The 23,476-nt window shown below is 69.1% G+C and carries 27 protein-coding genes; 13 read left to right on the forward strand and 14 right to left on the reverse strand.

Features of this window, described 5'->3' with window-relative positions; all coding sequences use genetic code 11:
* Positions 1-84: 84 nt before the first annotated feature.
* A complete protein-coding gene (locus ACZ6DT_RS34665) occupies positions 85-597 on the forward strand; it encodes a DUF5994 family protein (RefSeq protein ID WP_465603198.1) in 513 nt (170 codons plus the stop codon).
* 222 nt (positions 598-819) lie between these two features.
* Here ACZ6DT_RS34665 and ACZ6DT_RS34670 read toward each other — a convergent pair whose 3' ends face one another.
* Entirely contained in the window at positions 820-1,668 is an 849-nt protein-coding gene (locus tag ACZ6DT_RS34670; protein ID WP_465603200.1) for a hypothetical protein, read from the reverse strand.
* Between the two features lie 53 nt (positions 1,669-1,721).
* Positions 1,722-2,483, reverse strand: coding sequence for a hypothetical protein (locus ACZ6DT_RS34675; RefSeq protein ID WP_465603201.1), 762 nt, complete (start codon positions 2,481-2,483; stop codon positions 1,722-1,724).
* Positions 2,484-3,434: 951 nt separating this feature from the next.
* Between ACZ6DT_RS34675 and ligD the strand changes: the two genes are divergently transcribed.
* On the forward strand, positions 3,435-5,027 hold the full coding sequence (ligD, locus tag ACZ6DT_RS34680) for a non-homologous end-joining DNA ligase (RefSeq protein WP_465603203.1): 1,593 nt from the start codon (positions 3,435-3,437) through the stop codon (positions 5,025-5,027).
* 71 nt (positions 5,028-5,098) lie between these two features.
* Here ligD and ACZ6DT_RS34685 read toward each other — a convergent pair whose 3' ends face one another.
* Entirely contained in the window at positions 5,099-5,587 is a 489-nt protein-coding gene (locus ACZ6DT_RS34685; protein WP_465603205.1) for a hypothetical protein, read from the reverse strand.
* Between the two features lie 27 nt (positions 5,588-5,614).
* Positions 5,615-6,892, reverse strand: a complete 1,278-nt coding sequence (locus ACZ6DT_RS34690; protein ID WP_465603207.1) for an amidase family protein — start codon at positions 6,890-6,892, stop codon at positions 5,615-5,617.
* Positions 6,893-7,109: 217 nt separating this feature from the next.
* Here ACZ6DT_RS34690 and ACZ6DT_RS34695 point away from each other — a divergent pair, with 217 nt between their 5' ends.
* From ACZ6DT_RS34695 to ACZ6DT_RS34710, 4 genes are read left to right on the forward strand one after another with little or no spacing between them, the layout of a single operon-like run.
* Positions 7,110-8,093: an ornithine cyclodeaminase gene (locus ACZ6DT_RS34695; protein WP_465603209.1), complete on the forward strand. Its 984-nt coding sequence runs from the start codon at positions 7,110-7,112 to the stop codon at positions 8,091-8,093.
* A complete protein-coding gene (locus ACZ6DT_RS34700) occupies positions 8,084-9,439 on the forward strand; it encodes a type III PLP-dependent enzyme domain-containing protein (protein ID WP_465603211.1) in 1,356 nt (451 codons plus the stop codon). Before ACZ6DT_RS34695 ends, ACZ6DT_RS34700 begins: the two co-directional genes overlap by 10 nt.
* Positions 9,436-10,494 carry a PLP-dependent cysteine synthase family protein gene (locus ACZ6DT_RS34705; protein ID WP_465603213.1) on the forward strand — a complete coding sequence of 353 codons (1,059 nt, stop codon included), beginning with the start codon at positions 9,436-9,438 and terminating at the stop codon, positions 10,492-10,494. The genes ACZ6DT_RS34700 and ACZ6DT_RS34705 overlap by 4 nt, the downstream gene beginning before the upstream one ends.
* Entirely contained in the window at positions 10,491-11,873 is a 1,383-nt protein-coding gene (locus ACZ6DT_RS34710) for an MATE family efflux transporter (protein WP_465603215.1), read from the forward strand. The genes ACZ6DT_RS34705 and ACZ6DT_RS34710 overlap by 4 nt, the downstream gene beginning before the upstream one ends.
* On the opposite strand, the gene ACZ6DT_RS34715 is transcribed toward ACZ6DT_RS34710, so the two are convergent.
* Positions 11,756-12,811 carry a hypothetical protein gene (locus ACZ6DT_RS34715; RefSeq protein WP_465603217.1) on the reverse strand — a complete coding sequence of 352 codons (1,056 nt, stop codon included), beginning with the start codon at positions 12,809-12,811 and terminating at the stop codon, positions 11,756-11,758. The genes ACZ6DT_RS34710 and ACZ6DT_RS34715 overlap by 118 nt on opposite strands.
* Before the next feature lie 126 nt (positions 12,812-12,937).
* On the opposite strand from ACZ6DT_RS34715, the gene ACZ6DT_RS34720 reads away from it, so the two are divergent.
* Both ACZ6DT_RS34720 and katG read left to right on the forward strand, forming a co-directional pair.
* On the forward strand, positions 12,938-13,363 hold the full coding sequence (locus ACZ6DT_RS34720) for a Fur family transcriptional regulator (RefSeq protein WP_465603219.1): 426 nt from the start codon (positions 12,938-12,940) through the stop codon (positions 13,361-13,363).
* 25 nt (positions 13,364-13,388) lie between these two features.
* A complete protein-coding gene (katG, locus tag ACZ6DT_RS34725) occupies positions 13,389-15,623 on the forward strand; it encodes a catalase/peroxidase HPI (RefSeq protein ID WP_465603220.1) in 2,235 nt (744 codons plus the stop codon).
* A gap of 74 nt (positions 15,624-15,697) precedes the next feature.
* On the opposite strand, the gene ACZ6DT_RS34730 is transcribed toward katG, so the two are convergent.
* Together ACZ6DT_RS34730 and ACZ6DT_RS34735 are read right to left on the reverse strand one after the other, a co-directional pair.
* Positions 15,698-16,480, reverse strand: a complete 783-nt coding sequence (locus tag ACZ6DT_RS34730; RefSeq protein WP_465603223.1) for a GAF and ANTAR domain-containing protein — start codon at positions 16,478-16,480, stop codon at positions 15,698-15,700.
* An 83-nt stretch (positions 16,481-16,563) separates the two neighbouring features.
* Complete coding sequence (locus tag ACZ6DT_RS34735; protein ID WP_465603225.1) at positions 16,564-16,941, reverse strand: VOC family protein; 378 nt, start codon at positions 16,939-16,941, stop codon at positions 16,564-16,566.
* Positions 16,942-17,035: 94 nt separating this feature from the next.
* On the opposite strand from ACZ6DT_RS34735, the gene ACZ6DT_RS34740 reads away from it, so the two are divergent.
* Together ACZ6DT_RS34740 and ACZ6DT_RS34745 are read left to right on the forward strand one after the other, a co-directional pair.
* On the forward strand, positions 17,036-17,587 hold the full coding sequence (locus tag ACZ6DT_RS34740) for a hemerythrin domain-containing protein (RefSeq protein WP_465603227.1): 552 nt from the start codon (positions 17,036-17,038) through the stop codon (positions 17,585-17,587).
* Between the two features lie 57 nt (positions 17,588-17,644).
* Entirely contained in the window at positions 17,645-18,001 is a 357-nt protein-coding gene (locus ACZ6DT_RS34745) for an STAS domain-containing protein (protein WP_465603229.1), read from the forward strand.
* Between the two features lie 125 nt (positions 18,002-18,126).
* Here the strand turns inward: ACZ6DT_RS34745 and ACZ6DT_RS34750 are convergent, their stop codons facing one another.
* Complete coding sequence (locus ACZ6DT_RS34750; protein WP_465603231.1) at positions 18,127-18,459, reverse strand: plasmid stabilization protein; 333 nt, start codon at positions 18,457-18,459, stop codon at positions 18,127-18,129.
* A 175-nt stretch (positions 18,460-18,634) separates the two neighbouring features.
* Between ACZ6DT_RS34750 and ACZ6DT_RS34755 the strand changes: the two genes are divergently transcribed.
* Positions 18,635-19,489: a SigB/SigF/SigG family RNA polymerase sigma factor gene (locus tag ACZ6DT_RS34755; protein WP_465603232.1), complete on the forward strand. Its 855-nt coding sequence runs from the start codon at positions 18,635-18,637 to the stop codon at positions 19,487-19,489.
* On the opposite strand, the gene ACZ6DT_RS34760 is transcribed toward ACZ6DT_RS34755, so the two are convergent.
* The 3 genes from ACZ6DT_RS34760 to ACZ6DT_RS34770 all read right to left on the reverse strand — a co-directional run bounded on the left by ACZ6DT_RS34760 (position 19,459) and on the right by ACZ6DT_RS34770 (position 20,716).
* Positions 19,459-19,764, reverse strand: a complete 306-nt coding sequence (locus tag ACZ6DT_RS34760; protein WP_465603234.1) for a hypothetical protein — start codon at positions 19,762-19,764, stop codon at positions 19,459-19,461. The genes ACZ6DT_RS34755 and ACZ6DT_RS34760 overlap by 31 nt on opposite strands.
* Positions 19,765-19,815: 51 nt before the next feature.
* A complete protein-coding gene (locus ACZ6DT_RS34765; protein WP_465603435.1) occupies positions 19,816-20,196 on the reverse strand; it encodes a DUF6292 family protein in 381 nt (126 codons plus the stop codon).
* Between the two features lie 79 nt (positions 20,197-20,275).
* On the reverse strand, positions 20,276-20,716 hold the full coding sequence (locus ACZ6DT_RS34770; protein ID WP_465603236.1) for an Hsp20/alpha crystallin family protein: 441 nt from the start codon (positions 20,714-20,716) through the stop codon (positions 20,276-20,278).
* Between the two features lie 115 nt (positions 20,717-20,831).
* Between ACZ6DT_RS34770 and ACZ6DT_RS34775 the strand changes: the two genes are divergently transcribed.
* Complete coding sequence (locus ACZ6DT_RS34775; RefSeq protein WP_465603238.1) at positions 20,832-21,437, forward strand: HSP18 transcriptional regulator; 606 nt, start codon at positions 20,832-20,834, stop codon at positions 21,435-21,437.
* 69 nt (positions 21,438-21,506) lie between these two features.
* Positions 21,507-21,686, forward strand: a complete 180-nt coding sequence (locus tag ACZ6DT_RS34780; RefSeq protein WP_465603239.1) for a hypothetical protein — start codon at positions 21,507-21,509, stop codon at positions 21,684-21,686.
* A gap of 76 nt (positions 21,687-21,762) precedes the next feature.
* On the opposite strand, the gene ACZ6DT_RS34785 is transcribed toward ACZ6DT_RS34780, so the two are convergent.
* From ACZ6DT_RS34785 to ACZ6DT_RS34795, 3 genes are all read right to left on the reverse strand, one after another.
* Entirely contained in the window at positions 21,763-21,888 is a 126-nt protein-coding gene (locus ACZ6DT_RS34785; protein ID WP_007031507.1) for a hypothetical protein, read from the reverse strand.
* Positions 21,889-21,980: 92 nt separating this feature from the next.
* Entirely contained in the window at positions 21,981-22,742 is a 762-nt protein-coding gene (locus ACZ6DT_RS34790; protein WP_465603241.1) for a nucleotidyltransferase domain-containing protein, read from the reverse strand.
* Between the two features lie 59 nt (positions 22,743-22,801).
* Positions 22,802-23,146 carry a hypothetical protein gene (locus ACZ6DT_RS34795; RefSeq protein WP_465603242.1) on the reverse strand — a complete coding sequence of 115 codons (345 nt, stop codon included), beginning with the start codon at positions 23,144-23,146 and terminating at the stop codon, positions 22,802-22,804.
* Positions 23,147-23,476: the final 330 nt, after the last annotated feature.

The raw sequence follows: 23,476 nt of genomic DNA on the forward strand, positions 1-23,476 counted from the left end.
TATTTCGCGCGTCGGATAGCGGCCGATGTCACCTTCGGTTCTTCATCGACGCCGGCCTTCGTGGCCGGAGACCGGAGCCCGAACATGCGTGCCGACTCTCTCTCCCTGGACTCCGCCGAACGGCTGAGGATCAAGCCCCGTAACTCGGAGTGCGGTCGTGTCGACGGCGCCTGGTGGCCCCGGTCCCGCGACCTGACAGCCGAGCTGCCCGAACTCACCACCGCGCTCGACGGCCGGATCGGCCCGGTGTGGCGGGTCGCGTTCCCGCCGTCGGGCTGGGCGGTCACGGTCCGCGAAATGATCTACCAGGGACGGCTGGTCAAACTGGAGGGCATCGACTCGCAGAACGTCCATGTCGTGCACGTGACCGGCGGGAACATGCACCGGGTGACTCTCCTGGTCGTCCCGCCGGAGACGGATGCGGTGGCCGCCGAGGCTGTGCTGATGGCGGCCTCCGGGCAGAACAACGTGGACCACCCGGAGGCGCTCCTCGACGAGTTCGGCGCGCGGCCCGCCCCGGAAAACGCCCTCGCCCGTTGGGAATCCGAAGGTGGTCGTGGCGACATCGCCGGCGCAGGCCTGGCCACGTACGAGTGACCCGCCTCCGGTTCGCCTTGCCGGGCCTGGTCCGTGGCAGCAGTGCCGGACCCGTGCCTCGCTGGTGCGCTCCTGACGTAACACGCGTGATGGAAAGGCGAACACGCGTGATTGGAGAGCGAACACGCGTGTTGGGAAGGCGAACACGACATTGACGGGGTTTCATGCGGCGAGCCCCAGCGGGGAGTCCGCTGGGGCTCGCCGTGCGACGGCGGGGTTCGGTCAGCCGGTGCAGTTGGGTACGGCAGGGGCGCTTCCGACACAGTTGTTGGGTGTGTTGGCGGTGATCGGCGCGTTGTTGGTGGTCATGGTGCCGTTGCTCCGGTAGACGCCGCCCGCGGTGAGCAGCGCGTGGTTCGCGGTCACGGCGGTCTGGGTGATGGTCGTCGCGGTCGAGTCGACCGCGGCGATACCGCCACCTTGGGCGCCGCTGTTGCCGCTGATGAGCATCGGCGTGCCGGAGACGCCGGTGGTGGTCAGTGTGCCGCGGAGACCGTTGTAGAGACCGCCGCCCTGGAGCAGTGCGGTGTTCCCGAGAACGCTGCTTCTGGTGAACGACGCGGCGGGTGCCGTGCCGGACGGGGTGTCGGCGTTGGCGAGGCCGCCGCCGGCGAGGGTGGCGTAGTTGCCGCTCAGGCTGCTGGTGGTGAGCGTCACGGCGCCGCGGTTGAGGATGGCGCCCCCGTTGCCGACCACGCTGCCGTTGGTGAAGGCGACCGAAGTGGTCAGGGTGAGGTTGCCGGTCGGGCCGACTTCGGCGATCCGGAAGGGCAGCAGTGCGGTGCGCGTGATGGTCGCCGGGCCGAGCAGTTCGATCGGTGTGGTGATGACCGGCAGTCCGTTGGCGGGCCCGCCATGCGGCGAGGTCAGTGTGTAGGTGCAGCCGCCGGCCAGCGTCAGGGTGTCGCTGTCGACCGTGGAGTTGGCGAGGTTGATGGCGGCGACGAGGGCGTTTTCACCGCAGGCCACGGGAATGGTGGTGGCCTGCGCCATGGGGGCCAGCACGATCATGCCGCCGGTCAGGGTGGCGGCGCCGATGACGGCCCGCAGAATGCCACGGTTTCTTCGCATCAGATCTTCTTTCCTGGAAAGGATTCCGCTGGGATTCGAGAAGGAGACGGCGGTCATCCGACGCAGCCGGGAACGGGAGAGGGGCTGCCGGTGCAGTTGGTCGCGGTGTTGGCGGTCACCGTGGAAGTGTTCAACGTCGCCGAACCCGCCACGTAGTGGATCCCGCCGGGATTCACCGTCGCGGTGTTGGTGCCGACCACGCTGCTGGTGAGGGTGAGCGTGCCGTTCACACTGGCGATTCCGCCGCCCTGTCCGGCGGTGTTGCCGCTGACCGTGCTGTCGGTGAACGTCGCCGCCGACGGAGTTCCGGTGCTGTACAAGGCGCCACCCAGCCCGTTGGCCGTGTTGCCCGACAACGCACTGCCGGTCAGGGTCACCGCGCCGAAACTGAGGATGCCGCCGCCGTCGTCGTTGCCCGCGGTGGTCGCGTGGCCATTGCTCATGGTGACCGCTTTGAGCGTGATGCCGCCGGTGGGTGCCACTTGGCCGATGCGGAAAGCGGCCGCCGCCGGTGCACGGGTGATGGTGTTGGCGTTGCCCTCGAAGGTGATGGGCGTGGTGACGACCGGTAGACCGGCCGGACCGTGAACGCCGTCGTCACCATGGGCCGAGGTGAGGGTGTAAGTGCACCCTGGGGTCAAGGTCACGGTGCCGCCACCGGCCGCGTTGGCCGCGTCGACCGCGGAGACCAGCGCCGCCTCGTCGCAGGGAACGGATTCCGCGCGGGCCTGTGCCGGGACGGGGAGGAGAACAGCCGATCCGGCGGCAAGGGCCATGGCGGCGGCAAGCGTGGAAATCGTGCGATTGTTTCGCATTTTGACTTTCCTGGATCCGAGACCGATGGTGGAGGAGCAAGAAGCTCAAACGTCCCGCTGAAAGCGGTCACCGGCGGTCAATGAACAACCACCCCGGACCCTACACCGAACGGTCGTGAATAGACAGGCCGGCATTATCGAGCAGGGCCCATTTTCTGCTTGTGGAAAAAGAATTATAAGGTTTCGCAACGAGCGTGTTGGGTATGCAACTGCGTTGTGCCGCGGAAACCGTGCAATCCCATGTCGAATTCTGCGGAATGGTCGGTGTGTCGAATAATCCGGTTCTCAACATCGAGCCGCCCGAATCGCTGTAGTGGCGGAAAGCCGTTGCCGGGTAAGGATTCCAGTCGCAATCGAGGAGCAACCCCCACTTTGCTCGATCCGGCCATGCCGTTCTCCCGCGAGGAGAACTTTCACGCTTCAGCGAATGTCTGTTGCACTGCGCCCTCGCAAGTGGGGTAGCGTCTCGTGGGGCGACTGTCGTCCACCTACGCGCGCAACGTCGACGTACGTCGCGGACAGGGCGAGGGGAAAAGGGAGCACCGTGGCCGGGGGCGATTCGTCGATGACACCCGCTGACGCGGCCATTTCACCGACGCTGCTGAGCGCGGTCGTGGCGATCGGGCGCCAAGCCGGGCTGTCGGTCTCGGCCCGGTTTTGGGGACGGGGCTCGCCCCCGGGCTCCTCGACGCGTTGCTGTCCTTCGGCTTCGTCGGCGTGGCGATGAGATCGTCCGCAACCGTCGGCGACGCGTTCGGGGTGGTCGACGAACTGCACCGGGCTTCCGGCAGCCTCGCCGACTTCACGGCCGACTTCGCGGGGGCAAACCGGACACCTTCCGCGTCGGCTCCAGGGATGCGAACTTCACGCTCCACAGTGGACCCGCCGGCGACGGAGGTTCGCGTCGCCCGTTCGAGGTGAGACCGCGCGCGGAACGGGTATTCCCTCCCCATGACAGCGGCACCTGCTCGTAAGCTGCGGCGCTACCAGGAGATGCGCGATTTCGGCCGGACCGCGGAGCCGTCGGGCGGCGAGGCGGCGCGGCCGGGCGGTCACCGGTTCGTGGTCCAGCGGCACCGGGCGCGCAGGCTGCACTACGACTTCCGGCTGGAACTCGACGGCGTCCTGGCGAGCTGGGCGGTGCCGAAGGGGCCGACACTGGACCCGAAGGCCCGGCGCCTCGCCGTGCATGTCGAGGACCACCCGATCGAGTACGCCGACTTCGAGGGTGTGATCCCGCACGGAGAGTACGGCGGTGGTGACGTCATCGTCTGGGATCGAGGCGTCTGGCATCCGGTCGAGGACGATCCGGCGCGGGCGATCGAAGCGGGGACGCTCCACTTCGACCTCGACGGTGAGAAGCTGGCCGGGCGGTTCGTGCTGGTGCGGTCCGATCGCGGCGGCGACAAGGAACAGTGGTTCCTGCTCCACAAACGCGACGACCATGCCCGCACCGGCTGGAACGCGGAAGACCATCCGCGTTCGGTCAAGAGCGGCCGCACCAACGACGAGGTCGCGGCCGCACCCGACGCGTGGTGGCACGGCGACCGGCCCGCCGCGACGGCGGAGGTCGCGGCGACCACCGGTTGGCAGGCGGCGACCGAGGAGGAGATCGAGGCTCTCGACGGTCTCGGAGCGAAGGGAAAGTGGTCGGTCGCGGGACGGGAACTCACCTTGACCAATCTCGACAAGGTGCTCTTCCCGGCCGCCGACGGCGGGAAGCCGGTCACCAAGCGTGATCTCATCCGGCACTACGTCACCGTCGGACCGGTGATGCTGCCGTATCTGGCGGACCGGCCGCTGAACACCCATCGGTTCCCGCGAGGTGTGACCGAACCCGGCTTCTGGCAGAAGGAAGTCCCCTCCCACGCTCCGGAGTGGCTGGGCACCTGGCATAACGAACGGGCCAAGAAGGGGGAGACCCGGCGTTACGTCATCGCCGACGGGGTCGCCTCGCTCGCCTGGTTGGCGAACTACGGTGCGCTGGAACTGCATGCCTGGACCTCGCGCGCCACCGACGTCGACCACCCGACGTGGGTGTTGTTCGACATCGACCCGGGTCCGGCGACGACCTTCGACGAGGTGCTGGAGCTGGCAAGGCTGCACCGGGTCGCCCTCGAGCATTTCGGCCTGACCGGCAGGCCGAAGGTGACCGGGCAGCGTGGGATCCAGGTCTGGGTGCCGATCGCGCCGCGCCTGACCTTCGCGGAGACCCGGCAGTGGGCGGAGACCGTGTCCAAGACGATCGGGCGGGTCCTGCCGGACCTGGTCAGCTGGGCCTGGACGAAGGACAAGCGCGAGGGCCGCGCCCGGCTGGACTACACGCAGAACGCGCTCAACAAGACACTCGTGGCGCCGTACAGCGTGCGCCCGCGTCCTGGCGCGCCGGTGTCGGTCCCGCTCGACTGGGAGGAACTGGACGATCCCGCGCTCACACCCCAGCGGTGGACGATCCGGGACGTGCCCGGTCGGCTCGCCGATCGCGGCGACCCGTTCGCGGCGTTACTCGGCCTGGAACAGGAACTACCCGGTCTGTCGGGCTGAACGGGTCAGGACGAGCGCCTGCTCGCGCATCCGCGCCACGGCGGAAGGCGTGGAGGAACTCGTCCGACGCGTCAGGCTGTGAAGCAACTCAAGACCGGCGGTGCTCCCACCGCGGTGTCGGACAGTTCCTTCAGCCACATGAGCAGGTTGAAGACCGCGAGCACGAAGTCGGTTGTTCCACCGCCGCCCGCCAGCCGCACCTGGATCGCTCGGCCGTCACTGTCTCCGGCCAGTTCGGCGAGCACCGCGCGCAACGCCGCACGCGGACCCGGGGGCATGTGGTCGATGGTGACCCCGGAACCCGATCGATCCGTCAAGGCCACGGTGTGAAGATCCCCGGGCTCGGCGGGGAACCTCGCACGGATCGTCGCCGCACACCTGTCGACGAGTTCGTTCAAGACCGCGGCCGAGGTCGTCGCCGAACCGGCGTTCGCCACGATCGCGAGCGCGTCGGCGATGTCATCGAGGGCTTCCGCACGCACCGCGGCCAGCAATTCCTCCGTGAAGGACCCGACGTCCGGCTCGGTCGTGGGAATCCGCTCCTCGTTCATCCTGAACACATACCCACGGTGGAGCCCGCTAACCGGTCAGATGTCGCCGAGCAGTCGTTCGACGAAAGCTCCGGTCGCCAGCAATTTCCGGTCAGCGCCGACCGCGCCGTCGAGCGCCAGTCCGGCGGGCAGGCCATCGCGGCCGCGTCCCATCGGTACGGTCAAGCCGGGGACGCCCGCGATGCTGCCGGGCTGGCAGTTGCGGATGAACGTCGGGAAGGTGGGGACCGCCCGTCCGCGGTGGAGGAACTTCTCGACGGCGGAGAAGTCCTGTGCTGTCGCCGGTGTGGTGGGGAATCCCAGTGCGTCGATGCCGGTCTCGCCGAAGATCTTCGCGTAGGTGCGGCGTAAGGCCGAGCGGTTGGCGAGGGCGGCCTCGTAGACGGCCGGCTCGACGCCCGGCACGACCGACTCGGCGAAGATCGCCCGGACGTCGGCGGCGGCGACCTCGTCCACGAGTCGCTCGAACGAAACCTCGGGCACGTACTCGGCGAGGTACGCCCGTAGCCCGGTGCCTGCTTCGTGGATCACCAGCGGCATGCCCTGATCGGCGACGAGTTCGGCGAGGGGTGTGTCGTCGATCGGCACCAGGGTGACCCCGGCCGCGCGCAGGCGGATCAGCGCGGCCGTCCACAGCTCTTCGACGTCGTCGGCCAGGTCGCCGGTCAGGAAACCGTGCGGCACGCCCAGCCGGATCGACGGGAGTTCGAGCAGGGGTTCCGGTTCCTCCGCCGCGAGGACGGCGTCGAGGAACGCGAGATCGGTGACCGTGCGGGCGATCGGCCCCACCGTGTCCCGGGTGCTGCTCAGCGGCGTGATGCCGTCGGACGGGTAGCGGCCCGTGGTGGGCCGGAAACCACAGACCCCGTTGAGCGCGGCGGGCACGCGCACCGAACCCCCGGTGTCGGTGCCGAGGCCGGCCGGGACGATGCCCGCGGCGACGGCCACGGCGGTCCCGCCGCTGCTGCCCCCGGCGAACCGGGACGGGTCGCACGCGTTGCGCACCGGACCCAGCGGAGTCGTGTCACAGGTGATGCCGAACGCGAGTTCGTGCATGGCCGCCTTGCCGATGACGGTGGCGCCCGCGTCGAGCAGGCGCCGGACCACGCCCGCGTGCGCACGCGGAACGTGGTGCGCCAGCGCCGGGGTGCCCGCGGCGTTCGGCATGCCCGCGACGTGGATGTTGTCCTTGACGACCACCGGGAAGCCCGACGTCGGGCCGATCGGCTCCGGCGCGAGGTGGCTGATCGCGTGGAGGTCCTGGACCTCTGCCGCCCGTATGCGGCATTCGGCGGTACTCCGAGTTCCACTCACCGGCGGCTCCTCCAGGTCGCGGACAGTCAGCTTAGCGACGAGGCGAGGTGGCGTGCCGCGAAAGAAGCTTTCGCGACATGTCGCCCACAGCGTGACAAAGGCCACAGTCACTGATAAAGACAATCATTTTCATTAAGCTGCGGCCGGGCTTCATCCGTCGTGCTCCCGAGATCCGGGACGCGCCTGTCACCCCGTCCACCAGAAAGGCCGAACGTTCATGAGCTCCGGTCCCTCGCTGCACATTCTCACGCGCACGGATCTGCACAACCTCGAACTCACGCCGGACGAGGCGATCACCATGGTCGAAGACGGCTATCTGGCCTACGCGTCCGGAGCCTCGCGGAATCCGGCGAAGTTGATGGTGCCGATGCCGGATCCGGCGCGGGACGCCGTCGCGTACTCCATGCTCGGCTACGACGGCTCCCTCGAGCAGGCCGCGTTTAAGACGAGTTACCGGCAAGGCAGCACGTCGGCCGAGAAGTACTACACGACGATCACCCTTTACGACGACACGACCGGCCTGCCGTTCGCGCTCATGGACTGCCACCGCGTCGGCGCCACCCGCACGCCGGCCAGCACCGCGCTGATCGCGCGTTCCTGCGCCCGGCCGGGTGCGCGATCCGCGCTCATGGTCGGCACCGGCGCGCAGGGGATCCGGACGCTGCCGTACCTGCTCACCGCGTTGCCGGAGCTGGAGCGGCTGCGGCTGTTCGGCACGCATCCCGACGGTCTTCGCGACAGCGTCGCCGCGCTCGAAGAACGGTTCCCGGACCGCGCGGTCGAACTCGTCGACGACGTGGAGGCCGCGGCGCGCGAGTCCGACATCGTGGTCGCCGCGTCGGGCCGGGCCGCCCACCCGAAGATCCGCCTCGGCTGGCTGCCGCCGGGCGGGCTGTTGATCTCGGTCGCCAGCAAGGGCGTCCAGGAGGGCACGCTCGCCGAGGCCGACTACACCGTGGCCACCAACGGCGCGCAGGTCGAGGTGACCGGGCGGCGGATGGCCGGTCCGGACGGGGTGTTCCGCATCGACGCCGAACTCCCCGAGATCCTCGCCGGTCGCGCGCCCGGCCGCCGCGGCGACGAAGACCGGGTGTTCGCCTTCAGCAGCGGCATGATCATCACCGACATCCCGGTGGCGCACGCGCTGGCCGCCCGCGCCATCGCGGCGGGCCGCGGCCGTGAGGTGGCCCTGTGGACCTGATCGACACCCTTTCCCCGCCCTTGACCGCGATCGAGCGTCCCTGGGCGCACCGGTTGCGTGACTCGGAGACCTTGTGGGAGATCGCCCGCGGTATCGGCGGCGGCCCGTTCCACGTGATCCATCCGGCGACCTTCGCCGACAACCTCGGGGCGATGTTCGCGGCGCTCGCCGCCGAGGGCGTCGGCGGCACCGTCTACTACGGGAAGAAGGCGAACAAGGCGGCGGCGTGGCTGCCGGAATGCACCCGGCCCGGCACGGGGGTCGACGTCGCGAGCGTGCCCGAACTGGTGCACGCCCTCGGCAACGGCCTGCGCGGGGAGGCGATCGGCGTGACCGGCGCCGCCAAACCGGACGGCCTCCTCTGGCTCGCCCTGCGGCATCGCTGCCTGCTCGCGGTGGACGCGGCCGACGAACTGGAACGCGTCGTACGACTGGCCGCGGAACTCGGCGAGACGGCGGAGGTGCTGCTGCGGGTGCGGCCGCCGTCCGCGCCGGAGAGCCGGTTCGGTTTCGCGCCCGACGCCCTTTCGGCGGCGGTGCGGCGGTGCGCCGAACCGGGCGGCCCGATTGTCCTGCGCGGTTTCTCGTTCCACCTCGACGGCTACGACCCGGTGCCGCGGGCGGAACTCGCCGCGTACCTGATCGAGCTCTGCCAGGACGCCCGCGCGCTCGGGCATCCCGCGTCGAAGATCAGTATCGGCGGCGGGATCGCGGTGTCCTATGTGGACGCCGAGGCCTGGGCGCGGTTCGAGGCCGGCAGGCACGACGGCTGGTTCCACGCCGGTCGCAATCCGGCGCGGACGTACCCGTACCACCAGGCGCCGACCGGAGCGGCCATGGTGACCGCGATCCTTCGGCACGAGGTCGCCGGGAAACCGCTCGCCGAACGCCTGCGCGCGGCCGGGATCGAGCTGCTGCTGGAACCGGGGCGGGCCCTCGTCGACGGCGCCGGGTTCTCGGTGTTCCCGGTACTGGGCTGCAAACCGGCCGAAGGTCACCTGATCACCACGGTCGCGGGCCTGTCCATGAGCCTGTCCGAGCAGTGGAAGGGCAGCGAGTTCCTCCCTGACCCGGTCCTCGTGTGCAGGGAAGCGAGAGACGGCATGCCGGCGCGCACCGTCGTCGGGGGTTCGAGTTGCATGGAGTACGACGTGCTCACCTGGCGCGCGGTGGAACTGCCCGCCCGGCCGAGGACCGGTGACCTGCTCGTGTATCCCAACACGGCCGGCTACCAGATGGACAAGAACGAGAGCGGTTTCCACCAGCTTCCCCTGCCGCCGAAGGTGGTGGTCGACGGCGATCAGTGGCACGTCGACACCGACTACCCGATCCAGGAGATCCGATGACGATCGTCCAGCGCGCGTCCGAGCTGATCGGGAACACGCCGCTGCTGGAGCTCGCGCGCACCGGCACCGGCACGCGCCTCCTGCTCAAACTCGACCACCTCAACCCGACCGGCTCGTGCAAGGTGCGCATGGCGAGGCAGATGATCGACGAGGCGGAACTCGAAGGACGGCTGTGCCCTGGCGGGCACATCGTCGAGCCCACCTCCGGCAACACCGGCAACGGGCTCGCGCTGGTGGCGCTCGAACGCGGCTACCGGTTCACCGCCGTGGTCGATCACCACGCCGCCCGTGAAAAGCTCCGGATGCTGCGCGCGCTCGGCGCGGAACTGGTGTTCGTCGAAGCCCCGCCGGACGGCGGGGTCAGCTCGGTCCAGCGGAGGCGGGTCGCGGCCCGGATCGCCGCGGAAACCGGTGCCTACCATCCCGATCAGCACAACCATCCCGGAAACGGCAACGGCTACACCGGATTGGCGCGGGAACTTCTCGAGGAGCTCGGCGCCGTCGACGTGCTCGTCGCGGCGATCGGCACCGGCGGCTCGCTGTGCGGCACGGCCCGCGCCCTGCACGCGGCGGGAGCGGGCACCCACGCGGTGGCGGTCGAACCCGTCGGCTCGATCATCTTCGGTGGCGCGCCGGGGATCTACCACCAGACCGGGGCGGGCAGCCCCGCCGGTTTCCCGGTCGGGGACAACGTGGACCGATCGGTGATCGACGAAGCTCATCGCGTCTCCGACAGCGACGCCTTCGCCGGAGCACGCGTCGTCGCCCGGCGCACCGGCGTGCTGGTCGGCGGGACCACCGGCGGCGCGATCCAGGTCGCGCTCCGGCGGCTCTATGCGTATCCGGCCGGAAGTATCGTCGTGGTGCTGTGCAACGACGCGGGGGAGAAGTACCTCGACTCGGTCTACGACGACGAATGGCTGCGGGTCAGGGGAGTGCTCGACGAACTGGCCCACCGCCGGATGGACCGCTGGTTCGCCGCCTACGCCGAGTCCGTGCGAGTGGCCATCCGCGACAGGACGGCTCGTTCGGCACCGGTGGCGGTGGGCGTATGACCACGATGGTGGCCACGCGCGGATACCGGGCACTCGTCGCGCTGGCCGCGCCGATCGCGGGAATCCAGCTGGCACAGGTGGCGCTCACCAGCGTCGACCTGGCCATGCTCGGCCTGCTCGGGGTGACCGCGGTGGCGGCGGGCGGGCTGGCGATCCTGCTCTACAACCAGATCCGCACCATGTGCGTCGGCATGGTCACCGGCGTCGGGAACCTGGTGGCCACAGCCGCCGGGGCGGGTGAACTCCGCACCGGCACCGGCGAACTCGACGAACGCGCGCGGGACGAGATCCGGGCGCTCCTGCGGTCCGCGCTGCTCGTCGCGACCATGACCGCGGCGATCGGCGCGGCGGTCCTGTGTGGTTTGGCGGCCGGTTTGCCTTTGCTGGGTCAGAAACCGGAGATCGTTTCGCTGGCCAGGGCGATGATGTTCGCGCTGGCGGGCGGACTGTTCCCCATGGTGTGGCTGAACGTGCTGCGCCAGTTCGCCGTCGGGCTGCGGCGTCCGGGGTCCCTCCTCGCCGTGACGCTGGTCTCGATCGCGGTCAACGCCGCCCTCAACGCCGCGTTCGTCTACGGCTGGGCGGGCTTGCCTGCCTTGGGCGTCGCCGGGATCGGCCTCGCGACGACACTGGTCCAGTTCTTCACCCTCGCCGTGTTCGCCTCGGCCGTCCGCCGGGACCCGCGGCTGCGCCCCATGGTGTCGCTCGCGCTCTGGCGCGCGGATCCGGCGGTGGTCCGGCATATCGTCCGGCACGGGACCCCGATCTGTTTCACCTACGGGTCGGAGGCCGCGATCACCTCGATCGCGACGGTGCTGATGGGAGCCTTCGGCCCGGCGATGCTCGCCGCTTCGAACGTCGCGAACCAGCTCGCCTACATCGTCTACCAGGTCAACATCGGACTGTCGCAGGGATCGTCCATCCTGGTCAGCCGCGCGGCCGCCCACGGCGAACGACGGCGGGCGCCGGTGATCGCCCGGCAGGCGCTCACCCTTTCGTGGTCCTTCATGGCGGTGGTGAGCCTGGCGTACCTGGTGATACCGCAGGTGTTGTTGTGGCCGTTCCTGCACGAAGAGGCCGACGCGGTGATGCTCGGCACCGCGTCGACCCTGCTGGTGTTCGCCATCGCGCAGCAGTACAGCAAGGGAACGCAGAACATCCTCGTCGGCCTGCTGCGCGGGCTCGGCGACACCGTTTCCGGACTCCGCTGCACCCTCGCCGGGTACTGGGCGATCGGTGTGCCGGCCATGGTCTTGTGCGCCTACGTGTTCGCTTGGGGCGGCTGGGGTGTCTGGGCCGGATTGTGCGTGGGTTTCGCGGCGACCGCGGCACTGCTCGGCCGGCGGTTCGCCGGACACGGGACCGGTTCGGCGCGATAGGCGTCGATCCGGGCGAGCAGATCGCGGGAGGCGGGGTCGGTCGCGTGGGCGCGCAGCAGCTCCGCCAGCGGAGCGAGCCGGTCCTTGGTGCGGGCGGATCCGAGGCCGCGCGCGAGGTCCACCGCCTCGGTACCGACGCGGAAGGCCTCGTCGAAATCCCCTTGGAGCGCGTGGTTCTGCGCGAGCATGATCAGGGTGAGTGCCAGGCTGCGGGACATTTCCGCGCCGTAGTGGCCGGTCGCGTCGCGAAGCCGCGCGATCGCCTCGTCGCTGTGGCGGGCGGTGACCGTCCGAGCCAGTTCGGTGAGGACGGTACCTCGCATCGCTTCCATGTCCGTGGTGCCGAAGAAGGCTTCCCAGGGACGCGCGGCCGCCCACGTGTCCGCCCCCTCGAACTGGCGTTCCGCCTGGACGAGGCAGGCGAGGGCGGCACGCTCGTCACCGGTCTTCGCCAAGGCCCACGCCTCGTTGACGGTCAGGATCGCCCGCGCTCGCCCGGAACCGGACCGGTGGGCGGCGGCCTGTCCCCGCCGGAGATGGCTCAGCCCGGCGTCGACGTCGTCGTGGTGCAGTTCCAGCCTGCCGAGGCGGTAGCAGATGTTGGCCACGAGACCGTCGTTCCCCGCCTCGGTGGCGAGAGTGAGCGCGCGGTCGAACCGGATCCGCGCCGGAATCCGGCGGCCGATGTCGAATTCCGTCCAGCCCAGCAGGTTGTGCAGATCGGCGAGCACGGTCAGCAGCCGTGCCCGGAGCGCGCCGGGGAGCGCGCCCCAATGAAGCAGGAGGCTGATCCTCTTCACGACGTGGACCGCGTCGTGGGAAAAGGCGCCCCCCTGCCGGTAGTCCAAGGCGCGCAAGACGTCGACCGCGTTTTCGAGGCACTCGACGTCGGCGATCTCGATGCGGTCCGGCGGCTTGCCTTTTCCGGTCGTTGTCATGAACTCACCTCACGCAAGTCATGGCCCGATCCCTGGCTACCCGGAGTCGATCGGCCCGAAACCGGCCGTCACTCCCCAGGGGTCTTGATTTGACTCGTTCCAGAGAAGCTCTTATCGTCCTTGGTGATGTCCGACTTAGAGGCACAGCTGCGAGCGGTTTCGCTGCGCGTGACCCGGCCCAGGCTGGCCGTGCTCGCCGCACTGCGTGATCATCCGCACGTCGACACCGAAACGGTGATCGCGCTGGTGCGAGCCGACCTCCCCACGGTCTCGCACCAGGCGGTCTACGACGTGCTGCGAGCGCTGACCGAGACCGGCCTGATCCGCCGCATCCAGCCGGCGGGCACGCTCGCCCGCTACGAGACCCGGGTGGGAGACAACCATCACCACGTCGTGTGCCGGTCCTGTGGCGCGATCGCGGATGTCGACTGCTCGGTCGGCCATACCCCTTGTCTCACCGCCTCCGACGACCACGGTTTCATGATCGACGAGGCGGAGGTCGTCTACTGGGGCGTCTGCCCCGACTGCGCGGCCGAACCCGTCCAGCGTTGAATTCACCTGCCCGGAAGGAAAGAAATTGAGTGACACCCCGGAGAAGGGCTGCCCGGTGGCCCACGACTCCGTGACCGCGCACGGTAGCGAGAGCGAGAACCCGGCGATCGACTCGCCGACGCCGAAGTCGGGCGGCCGCCCGCGCACCAACAAGGACTGGTGGCCCAACCAGCTCGACCTCTCGGTGCTGCACGTCCATTCTTCCAAAGCCAACCCGCTCGGCGAGAACTTCAGCTACGCCCAGGAGTTCGCCAACCTCGACGTCGAAGCCCTCAAACGGGACATCACCGAGGTGCTCACCACCTCGCAGGACTGGTGGCCAGCCGACTTCGGCCACTACGGCGGCCTGATGATCCGCATGAGCTGGCACGCCGCGGGCACCTACCGCATCCACGACGGCCGAGGCGGGGCCGGTGACGGCGCGCAGCGGTTCGCGCCGCTCAACAGCTGGCCCGACAACGCCAACCTCGACAAGGCACGGCGGCTGCTGTGGCCGGTCAAGGAGAAGTACGGCCAGCAGATCTCGTGGGCCGACCTGCTGGTGCTGGCAGGCAACGTCGCGCTGGAGTCGATGGGCTTCAAGACGTTCGGCTTCGGTTTCGGCCGCGAGGACACCTGGGAGCCCGAGGAGATCTTCTGGGGCCCGGAAGACACCTGGCTGGGTGACGAGCGCTACTCCACCGACACCGAGATGGTGCCCGACGTCGGCGCGACCGAGATGGGGCTCATCTACGTCAACCCCGAGGGACCCCGCGGCAGCGCGGACCCGGCCGCGGCGGCCCACTTCATCCGGGAGACGTTCGCCCGGATGGCGATGAACGACGAGGAGACCGTCGCGCTCATCGCCGGAGGCCACACCTTCGGCAAGACCCACGGCGCGGGCATCGCCGACGACCACGTGGGCCCGGAGCCCGAAGCCGCTCCGATCGAGACGCAGGGCCTCGGCTGGCTGAGCACCCACGGCACCGGTAAGGGCGCCGACGCGATCACCAGCGGTCTCGAGGTGACGTGGACCGACAAGCCGACGGAGTGGAGCAACCGCTTCTTCGAGATCCTCTTCGGCTACGAATGGGAGCTCACCACGAGCCCCGGCGGCGCGAAGCAGTACGTCGCCAAGGACGCCGAGGCGATCATCCCGGACGCACATGACCCGGCCAAGAAGCACAAGCCGACCATGCTCACCACGGATCTGGCGCTGCGCGTCGACCCGACGTACGAGAAGATCTCGCGCCGCTTCCTCGAGAACCCGGACGAGTTCGCGCTCGCGTTCGCCAAGGCCTGGTACAAGCTGCTGCACCGCGACATGGGCCCGGTCAGCCGCTTCCTCGGACCGTGGATTCCCGAACCTCAGCTGTGGCAGGACCCGGTGCCGGAGGTCGACCACGAACTCGTGGGCGACGACGACATCGCCGCGCTCAAGCGAAAGGTGCTCGAATCCGGCCTCACGGTCGCTCAGCTGGTCGGCACCGCCTGGGCATCCGCGGCCAGCTTCCGCTCCACCGACAAGCGCGGCGGCGCCAACGGTGCCCGGATCCGCCTGGAACCCCAGCGTGGCTGGGAGGTCAACCAGCCAGAGCAGCTCGCGAGCGTGCTGGAGACCCTGGAAGGCATCCAGCGCGAGTTCAACGACGCCGGCGGCGCCAAGATCTCGCTGGCCGACCTGATCGTGCTGGCGGGTTCGGCCGCCGTCGAGAAGGCCGCGCGCGACGCCGGCACCGAGGTGACCGTGGCGTTCCGCCCCGGCCGCACCGACGCCACGCAGGAGGACACCGACGTCGAATCGTTCGGGCAGCTCGAGCCGCGCGCCGACGGCTTCCGCAACTACCTGCGTCCTGGGGAGAAGTTGCAGCCGGAGGTCCTTCTCGTCGAGCGCGCCTACATGCTCGACCTGACCGCGCCCGAGATGACCGTCCTCGTCGGCGGCCTGCGTTCCCTCGGGATCAACACCGGCGGCTCCCGGCACGGCGTCCTCACCGACCGGCCCGGCGTGCTCACCAACGACTTCTTCACCAACCTCCTCTCACCGGGCACCCGGTGGAAGGCGTCGGAGTCCGAGGAGAACGTCTACGAGATCCGTGACGTCGCCACGGACGCGGTGAAGTGGACGGCCACCGCCGTCGACCTCGTTTTCGGCTCCAACTCCCAGCTGCGGGGGCTCTCCGAGGTCTACGCGGGCCAGGCCGCGCGCGAGCGGTTCGCCGCCGACTTCGCCGCCGCCTGGACCAAGGTCATGGAGCTGGACCGGTTCGACCTCGCCTGATCGCGGGTCCGCCGTTGCGCGGGTAGGCCCTCTTCCCCCCGGCTTCACCGAGGGGAAGGGGGCCTACCCGCGCTTCAGGGGAGGTCGAGTTCGGTGTGCCGGGTGGCGAGGGTGCGGGCGAGTTCGGCGAGTTTGACGTTGAGGTCCTGGGAAGTGCGGCGCAGCACGTCGAAGGCTTCGTCGGCGGTCAGGCCACGTCGTTGCATGAGGATCCCTTTCGCCTGCCCGATGACGTCGCGTGATTCGATGGCTTGGCGAAGGTGATGCGCCTCCAGTTCCGTCCGGCTCACGGCGTCGGTGCTCGCCAAGGCGAGTGAGCCGTGGGTGGCCAGCAGCAGCGCGGTGTCCTCCGCGACGGCGTCGAGGGCGTCCGGACGGCGGCTGTAGATGTTCAGCGCCCCGGGGAGCTTCGGCGGAGCCGCGTTCGGGATCAGCACAGTGGAGAGGATCGCCGTGTAACCCTGCCGCACGGCGGCCCGGGAGAACTCCGGCCATCGCTTTTCCGTCGCCAGGTCGTCGCTGCGGACGTGACCGGGGTTTGCGCTGTCGGCGGCATCGACGCAGGGCCCGGTCCCGGCGCGGTACTGCACCTTGTCGAGTTCCAGCGCGACCTCATCGGTCCACACCGGCGTGTGGAAGGTCCCGTCCGGGGCCCGGAGGGTGACCGACACCAGATCCGCGCCAGGGACCACCCGATACGCGGCGTCGATGACCTGCTGAAGGACCTGGGCGGGCGTCGAGGCGGCGAGCAGCAGGCGCGTGAGCTCGACGAACTGCTCGGCCAGCGGGCCGGCCGAGAGGTTCTCGACGGAGCCGAACTCGGCCCTGTCGCGCTGCCACAGTCGTTCGTCCGCCATCACTGACCATCCGCTCGTGTTCGGTGTCCCGCACCGGATACCCCGCGGCGTCTTCGGCCAATCGAGTCCGATGTGGACAGTCCTCAGGGATCGACTCGCTCGCGAAGAAGGCAGAACACGTTTCCTTCGGGGTCGGCGAGCACCTGCCACGACTCTTCCCCCGTCTGGCCGACGTCGGCGGGCACCGCTCCGGCGGCGAGCAGCCGCTCCAGCTCCGCGTCCTGATCGCGGTCGGTGGGATTCACGTCGATGTGCAGGGGGAGTTTGCCGGGTTTCGGATCTTCGCCGCGGCTCAGGATCAACGTGGGCTGCGGGCCGCCGAAGCCGGTCCCGGGCGGGCCGATCTCGATGTCGTCGCCCTCTTTGCCGATCTCGACGTACCCGAGTACTTCGCACCAGAACGCCGCCATCCGGACCGGATCGGCGCAGTCGAGGACGAGTTCGGTGATACGGCAGGCCATGCGGTGAGAATAGCCCGGCGACGGAAGGAATGAATCGGCTCCGCGCGGGTATTCGGCGGCGTCGAAGTGATCCATCCGGACCGAGGAGGCGGCTTTGTCGGGTGACGTAGTGGACTTGATCATGCAGGACCATCGCGAGGTGGAGCGGCTGTTCGACGAACTCGAACGGCATCCGGAGAAGCGGCCGCTGCTCGTCCCCGTACTTTCGTCGCTGCTCACCGCGCACAGCCGGGCCGAGGAGGCCGAGGTGTACCCGGCCGCCAAAGGCGAGGCGGACGAGTCCGACGAGGTCGCGCACGGCCAGCAGGAACACGCCGAGGCCGAGCGGCTGCTGGTGAAGCTGAACAACACCGATCCCGGATCGAAGCAGTTCGACAAGGTGCTTTCCGACCTCGTCGAGGCCGTGACGCATCACGTGAAGGAGGAGGAATCCACCGTCCTCCCGAAGATGCGGCGCGAACTGGACGAGGAACGGCGGCGCGAGCTGGGGGCGGCCTTCGTGACGAGCCGCACTTCGCACCTCGGTGACCGTCCGGGCGAGGCCACCAAGGAAGAACTGCTGATCCAGGCCCGTAACGCGGGTGTGACGGGCGCCTCGAAGATGGACAAGGACGAGATCGCGCGGCAGGTCGTCCAGTCGTCCTGAGCGGGCCGCCGGAAGACGACGGTTGCGGTCCGAACCGAGCCCTTTTACCGTCTACGCATGGCGATCGACACTGAAGCCGGGCAGGCCGCTCCTCTCGTAGTGGTCGAGACGGTGCGCTCGGAAAACGCGATCACCGTCGAGGTGGCGGGTGATATCGACAGTGCGACCAGTCCCCGGCTGCGGGCCGAGCTCAAGGCATTGCTGGAGCGGTGCCCCGGCGCCCTGGTGCTCGACCTGACCAGGGTCGGCTTCTGCGACTCGTCGGGTCTTTCGGTGCTGGTGCAGCTGAATCGGCACTGCGGGGAGGCCGGCGTCGACCTGAGTTTGGCGCCGTCCAAGGTCCTGCTCCGCGCGCTGGAACTCACCGGACTGCTGCCGACCCTGAAGGTGGTCGTGCGGGACGAGGACCGTTAGAGCGGACGACCCCGGCAGGTGCCGGGGTCGCCGATTCCTCCATCGTCGTGAGGTGACGTTGATCAACGTCACGCCCGCGGCCTGCGGCAGACATGCCGGACGCCGAACGTCCGTCCTGCCTCCGATCAGCGGCCGAGGGCGTTCTGCAGCTCCTTCTTGGTCATGTTCGAGCGGCCCTTGATGTCGCGCTTCTGCGCCTCGTTGTAGAGCTGGTCCTTGGTCGGCCCGCCGGGACCCTTCCGGTTGCCGGACCGCTGACCGCCGCGCTTCTGCGGTGAGGAGCCCCTGGTCGAACTCTTGCTCGCGGTCTTGGCTTCACCGGACCGCGCACGGTTCTTGTTGACCGTGCGCGCGGCGATCTCTTCGGCGCGGTCGGTGCTCGCGCCCTGTTTCTTCTGAGAGGACTTGATGTGCTCGTACTGACGTTCGCGTTTGTCGCTCCAGCTCTGTTCAGGCACGGCTCCTCCTCCTTACAGTCGTGACCTGCGGGTACCCCTTCGGTCACGGACGAATCGGGTGGTCACCCGTCCAGGTCACAGCGGGTCGATGTTTGTCGTACGCGCCCACCGGGTACCTCCTTGACGACGAGGGGAGCGGACCCATGCCAGTCCACAAGGGACGGATGTGACTTTGATGAACGCGTCGCTCATGGAAGACGTCGAGCATTCCGTCCCGCGGGAAGAGCGGGAAGTGGTGGTGACGTCCCCGCCTGACCGTCGAAACGGCAGGACGCGGAAGGACGACTATTCGCATTGCCGCCCCTTGTTCGACGAGATGGCCGCCTTGCCCGAGGGCCACCCGGATCGGCGCCGTCTGCGCGAACGGCTGATCCTCGAACTGCTGCCGATAGCCGAGCACATCGCCGTCCGGTTCAGCGGACGAGGCCAGCCGAGGGAAGACCTCATCCAGGTGGCGCGGATCGGGCTGATGAAGGCCGTGGACCGGTTCGATCCCGGAATGGGCGGCGAGTTCCTCGCTTTCGCCGTGCCGACGGTCATGGGCGAGGTGCGGCGTTTCTTCCGCGACACCGGCTGGGCGGTGCACGTCCCGCGCGGGATGCAGGAGCTGCGCACCCGGCTTTCGCGGGCGACCACGGAGCTGACCCAGACCATCGGGCGCGCGCCGACCCCCACCGAACTCGCCGGTCACCTCGACCTGGACGTCGACACGGTCCGGGAAGGCCTGCTCGCCGCGAACAGCTACCAGACTTCCTCCCTCGACCGGCCGGTCAACGATGGCGAGGGTTCGCTTCCGCTGTCCGACGTGGTGGGGGAGCTGGATTCGCGGTTCGAGCACATCGAGGATCGGCACACCGTGGTCCCGCTGCTGGAGAAGTTACCGGAACGGGAACGGGCGATTCTCGCGATGCGGTTCTTTGACGGCCTGACCCAGTCCCAGATCGCCGAGCGTATCGGGATCTCCCAGATGCACGTCTCCCGCCTGCTGACGAAGACCCTTCAGGAGCTACGCGGCAGGCTCAAGGTGTAGAGACCGCCGCGAACAGCTTGCCGAGGCCCCGCCGGATCGGCAGCGTGCCCAGGGCGTGCAAAGCTCCCCAGAGCCGTGACGCCGTATGCCCAGCTGACGACCTGCGGCGTCGTACCGGCTTCGTGCTTTCCGGCCGGATCGACTCGGCCGATCTTCTCTCCCCACGGGACGTACGCGAAGTCCACGATGACGCCCGGATCCAGTTTCGCCGCCGGGGCGAGGAAATCGTCCTCACCGCAGTCCCGCGTCGGGTACAGCAGGCCGATCCTGGTCACGGCACACGCTTTCCGGGGCGAAGCCCTTGAGTTACCCGACGCGTGCCGCGGTCACTCGTGCACAGCGGACAGCATGCCGAAGTCCGGCGGGGTGAGCTGCCCGAAGCGGTGGTCGTCTTCGCGGACGGCCCTGACGAAGCGCGCGACCTTGGCGGGCTCCGGGGTGGCGGTCTTCCCGCCCAGGTAGCGGAGAACGATGAGGTCTTCGCCGGAATGGGTCTCGATCGCCGCGGCCCAGCCGTGGATTTCGTCCCACAGCAGGGCGACGTCGCGGTCTGGATGGGTGGGGAGGCGTCCGTCGAGCGCGACGTAGGCCGAGACCGGGCTGTCGTGGTCGACGGTGCAGGATTCGAGGCCGACGCCGAGGGCCTCCGTGACGTCCGCGAGGTAACCCCACACGGCTTCGCGGGCGTGGGGGTGCCGGACAGGCATGGTGAGCAACGAGGACGTCCTTTCTTCCCCGGTCTCCTCCGGTGCGGGACCCGGGCGGGCCCCGCACCGGAGGAGACACTCAGGCCTGGATCTCCTTGTGGTCGGACTCGGAGCCCTTGATTTCGATGCGCCTCGGCTTGGCCCTCTCGGCGACCGGGATGCGCAGGGTCAGCACGCCGGCTTCGTATCCGGCCGCGATGCGCTCGGTGTCGAGGGCGTCGCCGAGGAACAGCTGACGGGAGAAGACCCCCAGCGGGCGTTCGGAAACCTGCATCTGGACGTCTTTACCGGGGGCCGGCCGCCGTTCCGCCTTGATCGTCAGGACGTTGCGTTCGACGTCCAGCTCGATCGCGTCGGCGGCGACGCCGGGAAGGTCGAAGCAGACGACGAATTCGTCACCGTCGCGGTACGCGTCCATCGGCATCGTGGCCGGCTTGGACCACGTTCCCGGCGTCGCGGCGCCGAACATCTGCTGGGTGAACCGGTCCAGCTCACGGAACGGGTCGGTGCGCATCAACATCGGGTTCCACCTCCTGGCTCGTTTGTCTCTGGTGTCAACACGCACTACTGTTCTAGCATGTCATCGAGGCGATGACAAGTGTAGTGTCGTCGATGGGATGACAGGTGGGATGACGATGGACGAGGACGCCGCTCGGACAGTGCGCTCCGTGCACGACGTCGTGGCCGAGGCCCGTTCGGGCGCCTCGAAACCGGAGCGGCTTCTGGAGGCTTTGGTCGCGCTGAAGGCGGTGCGCGAACAGCTGGCCGCGTGGGAGCCGGAGCTGATCGCGGCGGCTCGCGAGGGCGGCGCCAGCTGGACGGCGCTCGCCCCGGCCTTGGGGGTCGCGAGCCGTCAGGCGGCGGAGCGACGGTTCCTGCGGTTACGGCCGTCCGCCGGCGGTGAGAACACCGGGGAGGCGCGGGTCGACGCGGAACGCGATCGGCGGGCGGGTGATCGCGCGGTCGCGGACTGGGCCCGGCGCAATTCGGCGATCTTGCGGCAGCTGGCCGGTCAAGCCGGCGCGCTGGACGGGTTGAACGCCAGGGCGCGGGAAAGCGCGGACCGGGTGAGCGCGGTACTCGGCGAGGACGACGTCACCGGTCTGCTGGCGCCGCTGGCCGATCTGCGCGCGCGGCTTCCCCGCGAGCACACCGGATTCGCCGAACGACTCGGGGAGATCGGGGTGCACGCCGAGCGGGTCCGGCGGGACGCCGTCGACGACCGGCGGTCTTCACGGTGAAAGGGGGTGTGAGCACGATCCTGAGCGGGTACCAGGACGCCTGTCTGCCGACCAAGCCGGAGGTCCCTCATGCCTGAAGCGCCACCTTCCGCCGACGTCATCAGCCTGGCGCTGAAAGTGCTCGGCACACAGGGATTGCGCGGACAGGCCGCCCGTGCCGCCCTCGAGGCGATGGCGCGGGAACGGCGTCTGCCGGTCAAAAGGTGCGCCACGCTCATCGTGGCGGCCGTCGATGGGCGGGTGAACTGACTCCGGCGCCGAAGGACGCTTTCCCCGCCTCGCACGCCAGGAAAGCGCCCTTCACCGCGTGAGAACCGGCAGGCGGCTACTGGCAGGCTTCGCAGTCCGGGTCGTCGATGCGGCAGGCGGCACCGTCGGTGAGCGGGAAGTCGAAGTCGTCGAGGGCGGGGACGGCCAGAGCGGTCTCTTCCGGCGTGGCGGTGGCGGACATGTCACTCCCTTGGTACGGAACGGGTCTCATCTCTCTGTAGCGCTGAAGAGCGCCGGTCATTCCGTGACGCGCGCCACAGGCGATGATCGCGGCTATTCGGTGGCGGAATCCGCCGCCCGGAACAGCGTCTCCGCGTCGTCGACCGCCTTGGCGAGGACCTCCGCGTCCGCCCGCAGCCCGGCGATGATCGCGTCGAGCTCGCGCAACCCCGCCCGCCGCAACAGCCGTTTCTCGTTGGTGACCCACTCGCCGCGGGCCGCGAGGACCGCGTGCGCCGTCTCCATGGCGGCGGTGGCCAGCGCGCCCGCGACCTCCGCGGCCTGCCCGCGCGGGACGAAGGCGCCGCGGGTGTAGCGCAGGGTCAGTTCCGCGCGACCCCGCCACATCGCGGGAGCCGTTTCGCGCAACGCTTCCGGATAGTCCGGCCGCGGCAGGTCGCCGCGCAGCACGCGGTTGACGGCGAGCTCGGCGACCGGCAGGTAACTGGGGACGCCCGCGAGGTGGAACATCAGCGGCTCCCAGCGGAACCGGCCTTCCCTGGCTTCGGCGAGGTGCTGTTCGACGGCGTCGAGGTCGCGGTAGTGGACGTCGACCTGCCTGCCGTCGATCGTGAGCCAGGCACCGCCGTTGAACACGCCGCCGCCCCAGGCACCGATCTCGGAAACCTCACCGTCCCAGCCGAGGGCGCGCAGATCCGCCGGGTCGAAGCCGCCGCGGTAGTAGACGGCGAAATCCCAGTCGCTGCCGGGGCCGTGAGTCTCCTGGGCGCGTGATCCGCCGAGCGTGACGGCGTGCACGGCGGGCAGCGCGGCCAGGCCGTCCGCCACGTGGGCGAGGAAAGTCTCGTCGTTCATCGCGCGATGATCTTAGTGGCGCGCCAAGGTGGACGCGACGCGTTTTCCGTGGCCCCGGATCAGAACGAGATGTTCCCGTGGACGTCGCGGGCCTGCACGACCTTCCCGGATACCGTGCCCGAGACCGTGTTCACCACGCCACCGGTCTCGGCCCTGTTCCCGCCCGCCTTGTCCCACTCGCGGTGAAGCCGTTCCGCGAATTCGGGGTCTTCGGCTTCGACCGTGGACAGCCGCGTCGCCAGCGCGCGCACCTCAGCGGAGTCCTCCGCTGCGCCTTCGGCGGCTTCGAGCACCGCCGTCGCCTCGGGGTCTTCGGAGAATTTTTCCTTCACCAGCTTGTACAAACCGACGACGGAACGGGCCGCGAGGGCGGCGGCGAGAGAAATGAGGACCGGTTCTGGCATCGGAGCGCTCCCCGTCGGGTCCGGTCGGGCACGGTCACCTCACGGTACCGGTATTTCGGGAGCTTGATGGTGCCCGGACCGAAGTCCGGGCGACCCGGGATGTGTCAGCAGTTCCACCAACTCGCGACGACCGCGAAAAGCGTCGAGACGTCCGGCAGTACAGCAAGAAACGTGGTCGTGCTCAAGGTTCTCCTCGAAATGCGAAGCCGACGAGGCTTATTTTCAGCCTCGCGCGCATCGTAGGAGATCAACTTGTACGGCCGCAACAAGCAGCCTACTCAGAGTTGTTCGGCCATCCGGGGGGCACTCGTTCGACGTGCACCTTTAGGG

The organism is Amycolatopsis sp. NPDC041971, from assembly GCF_055588925.1.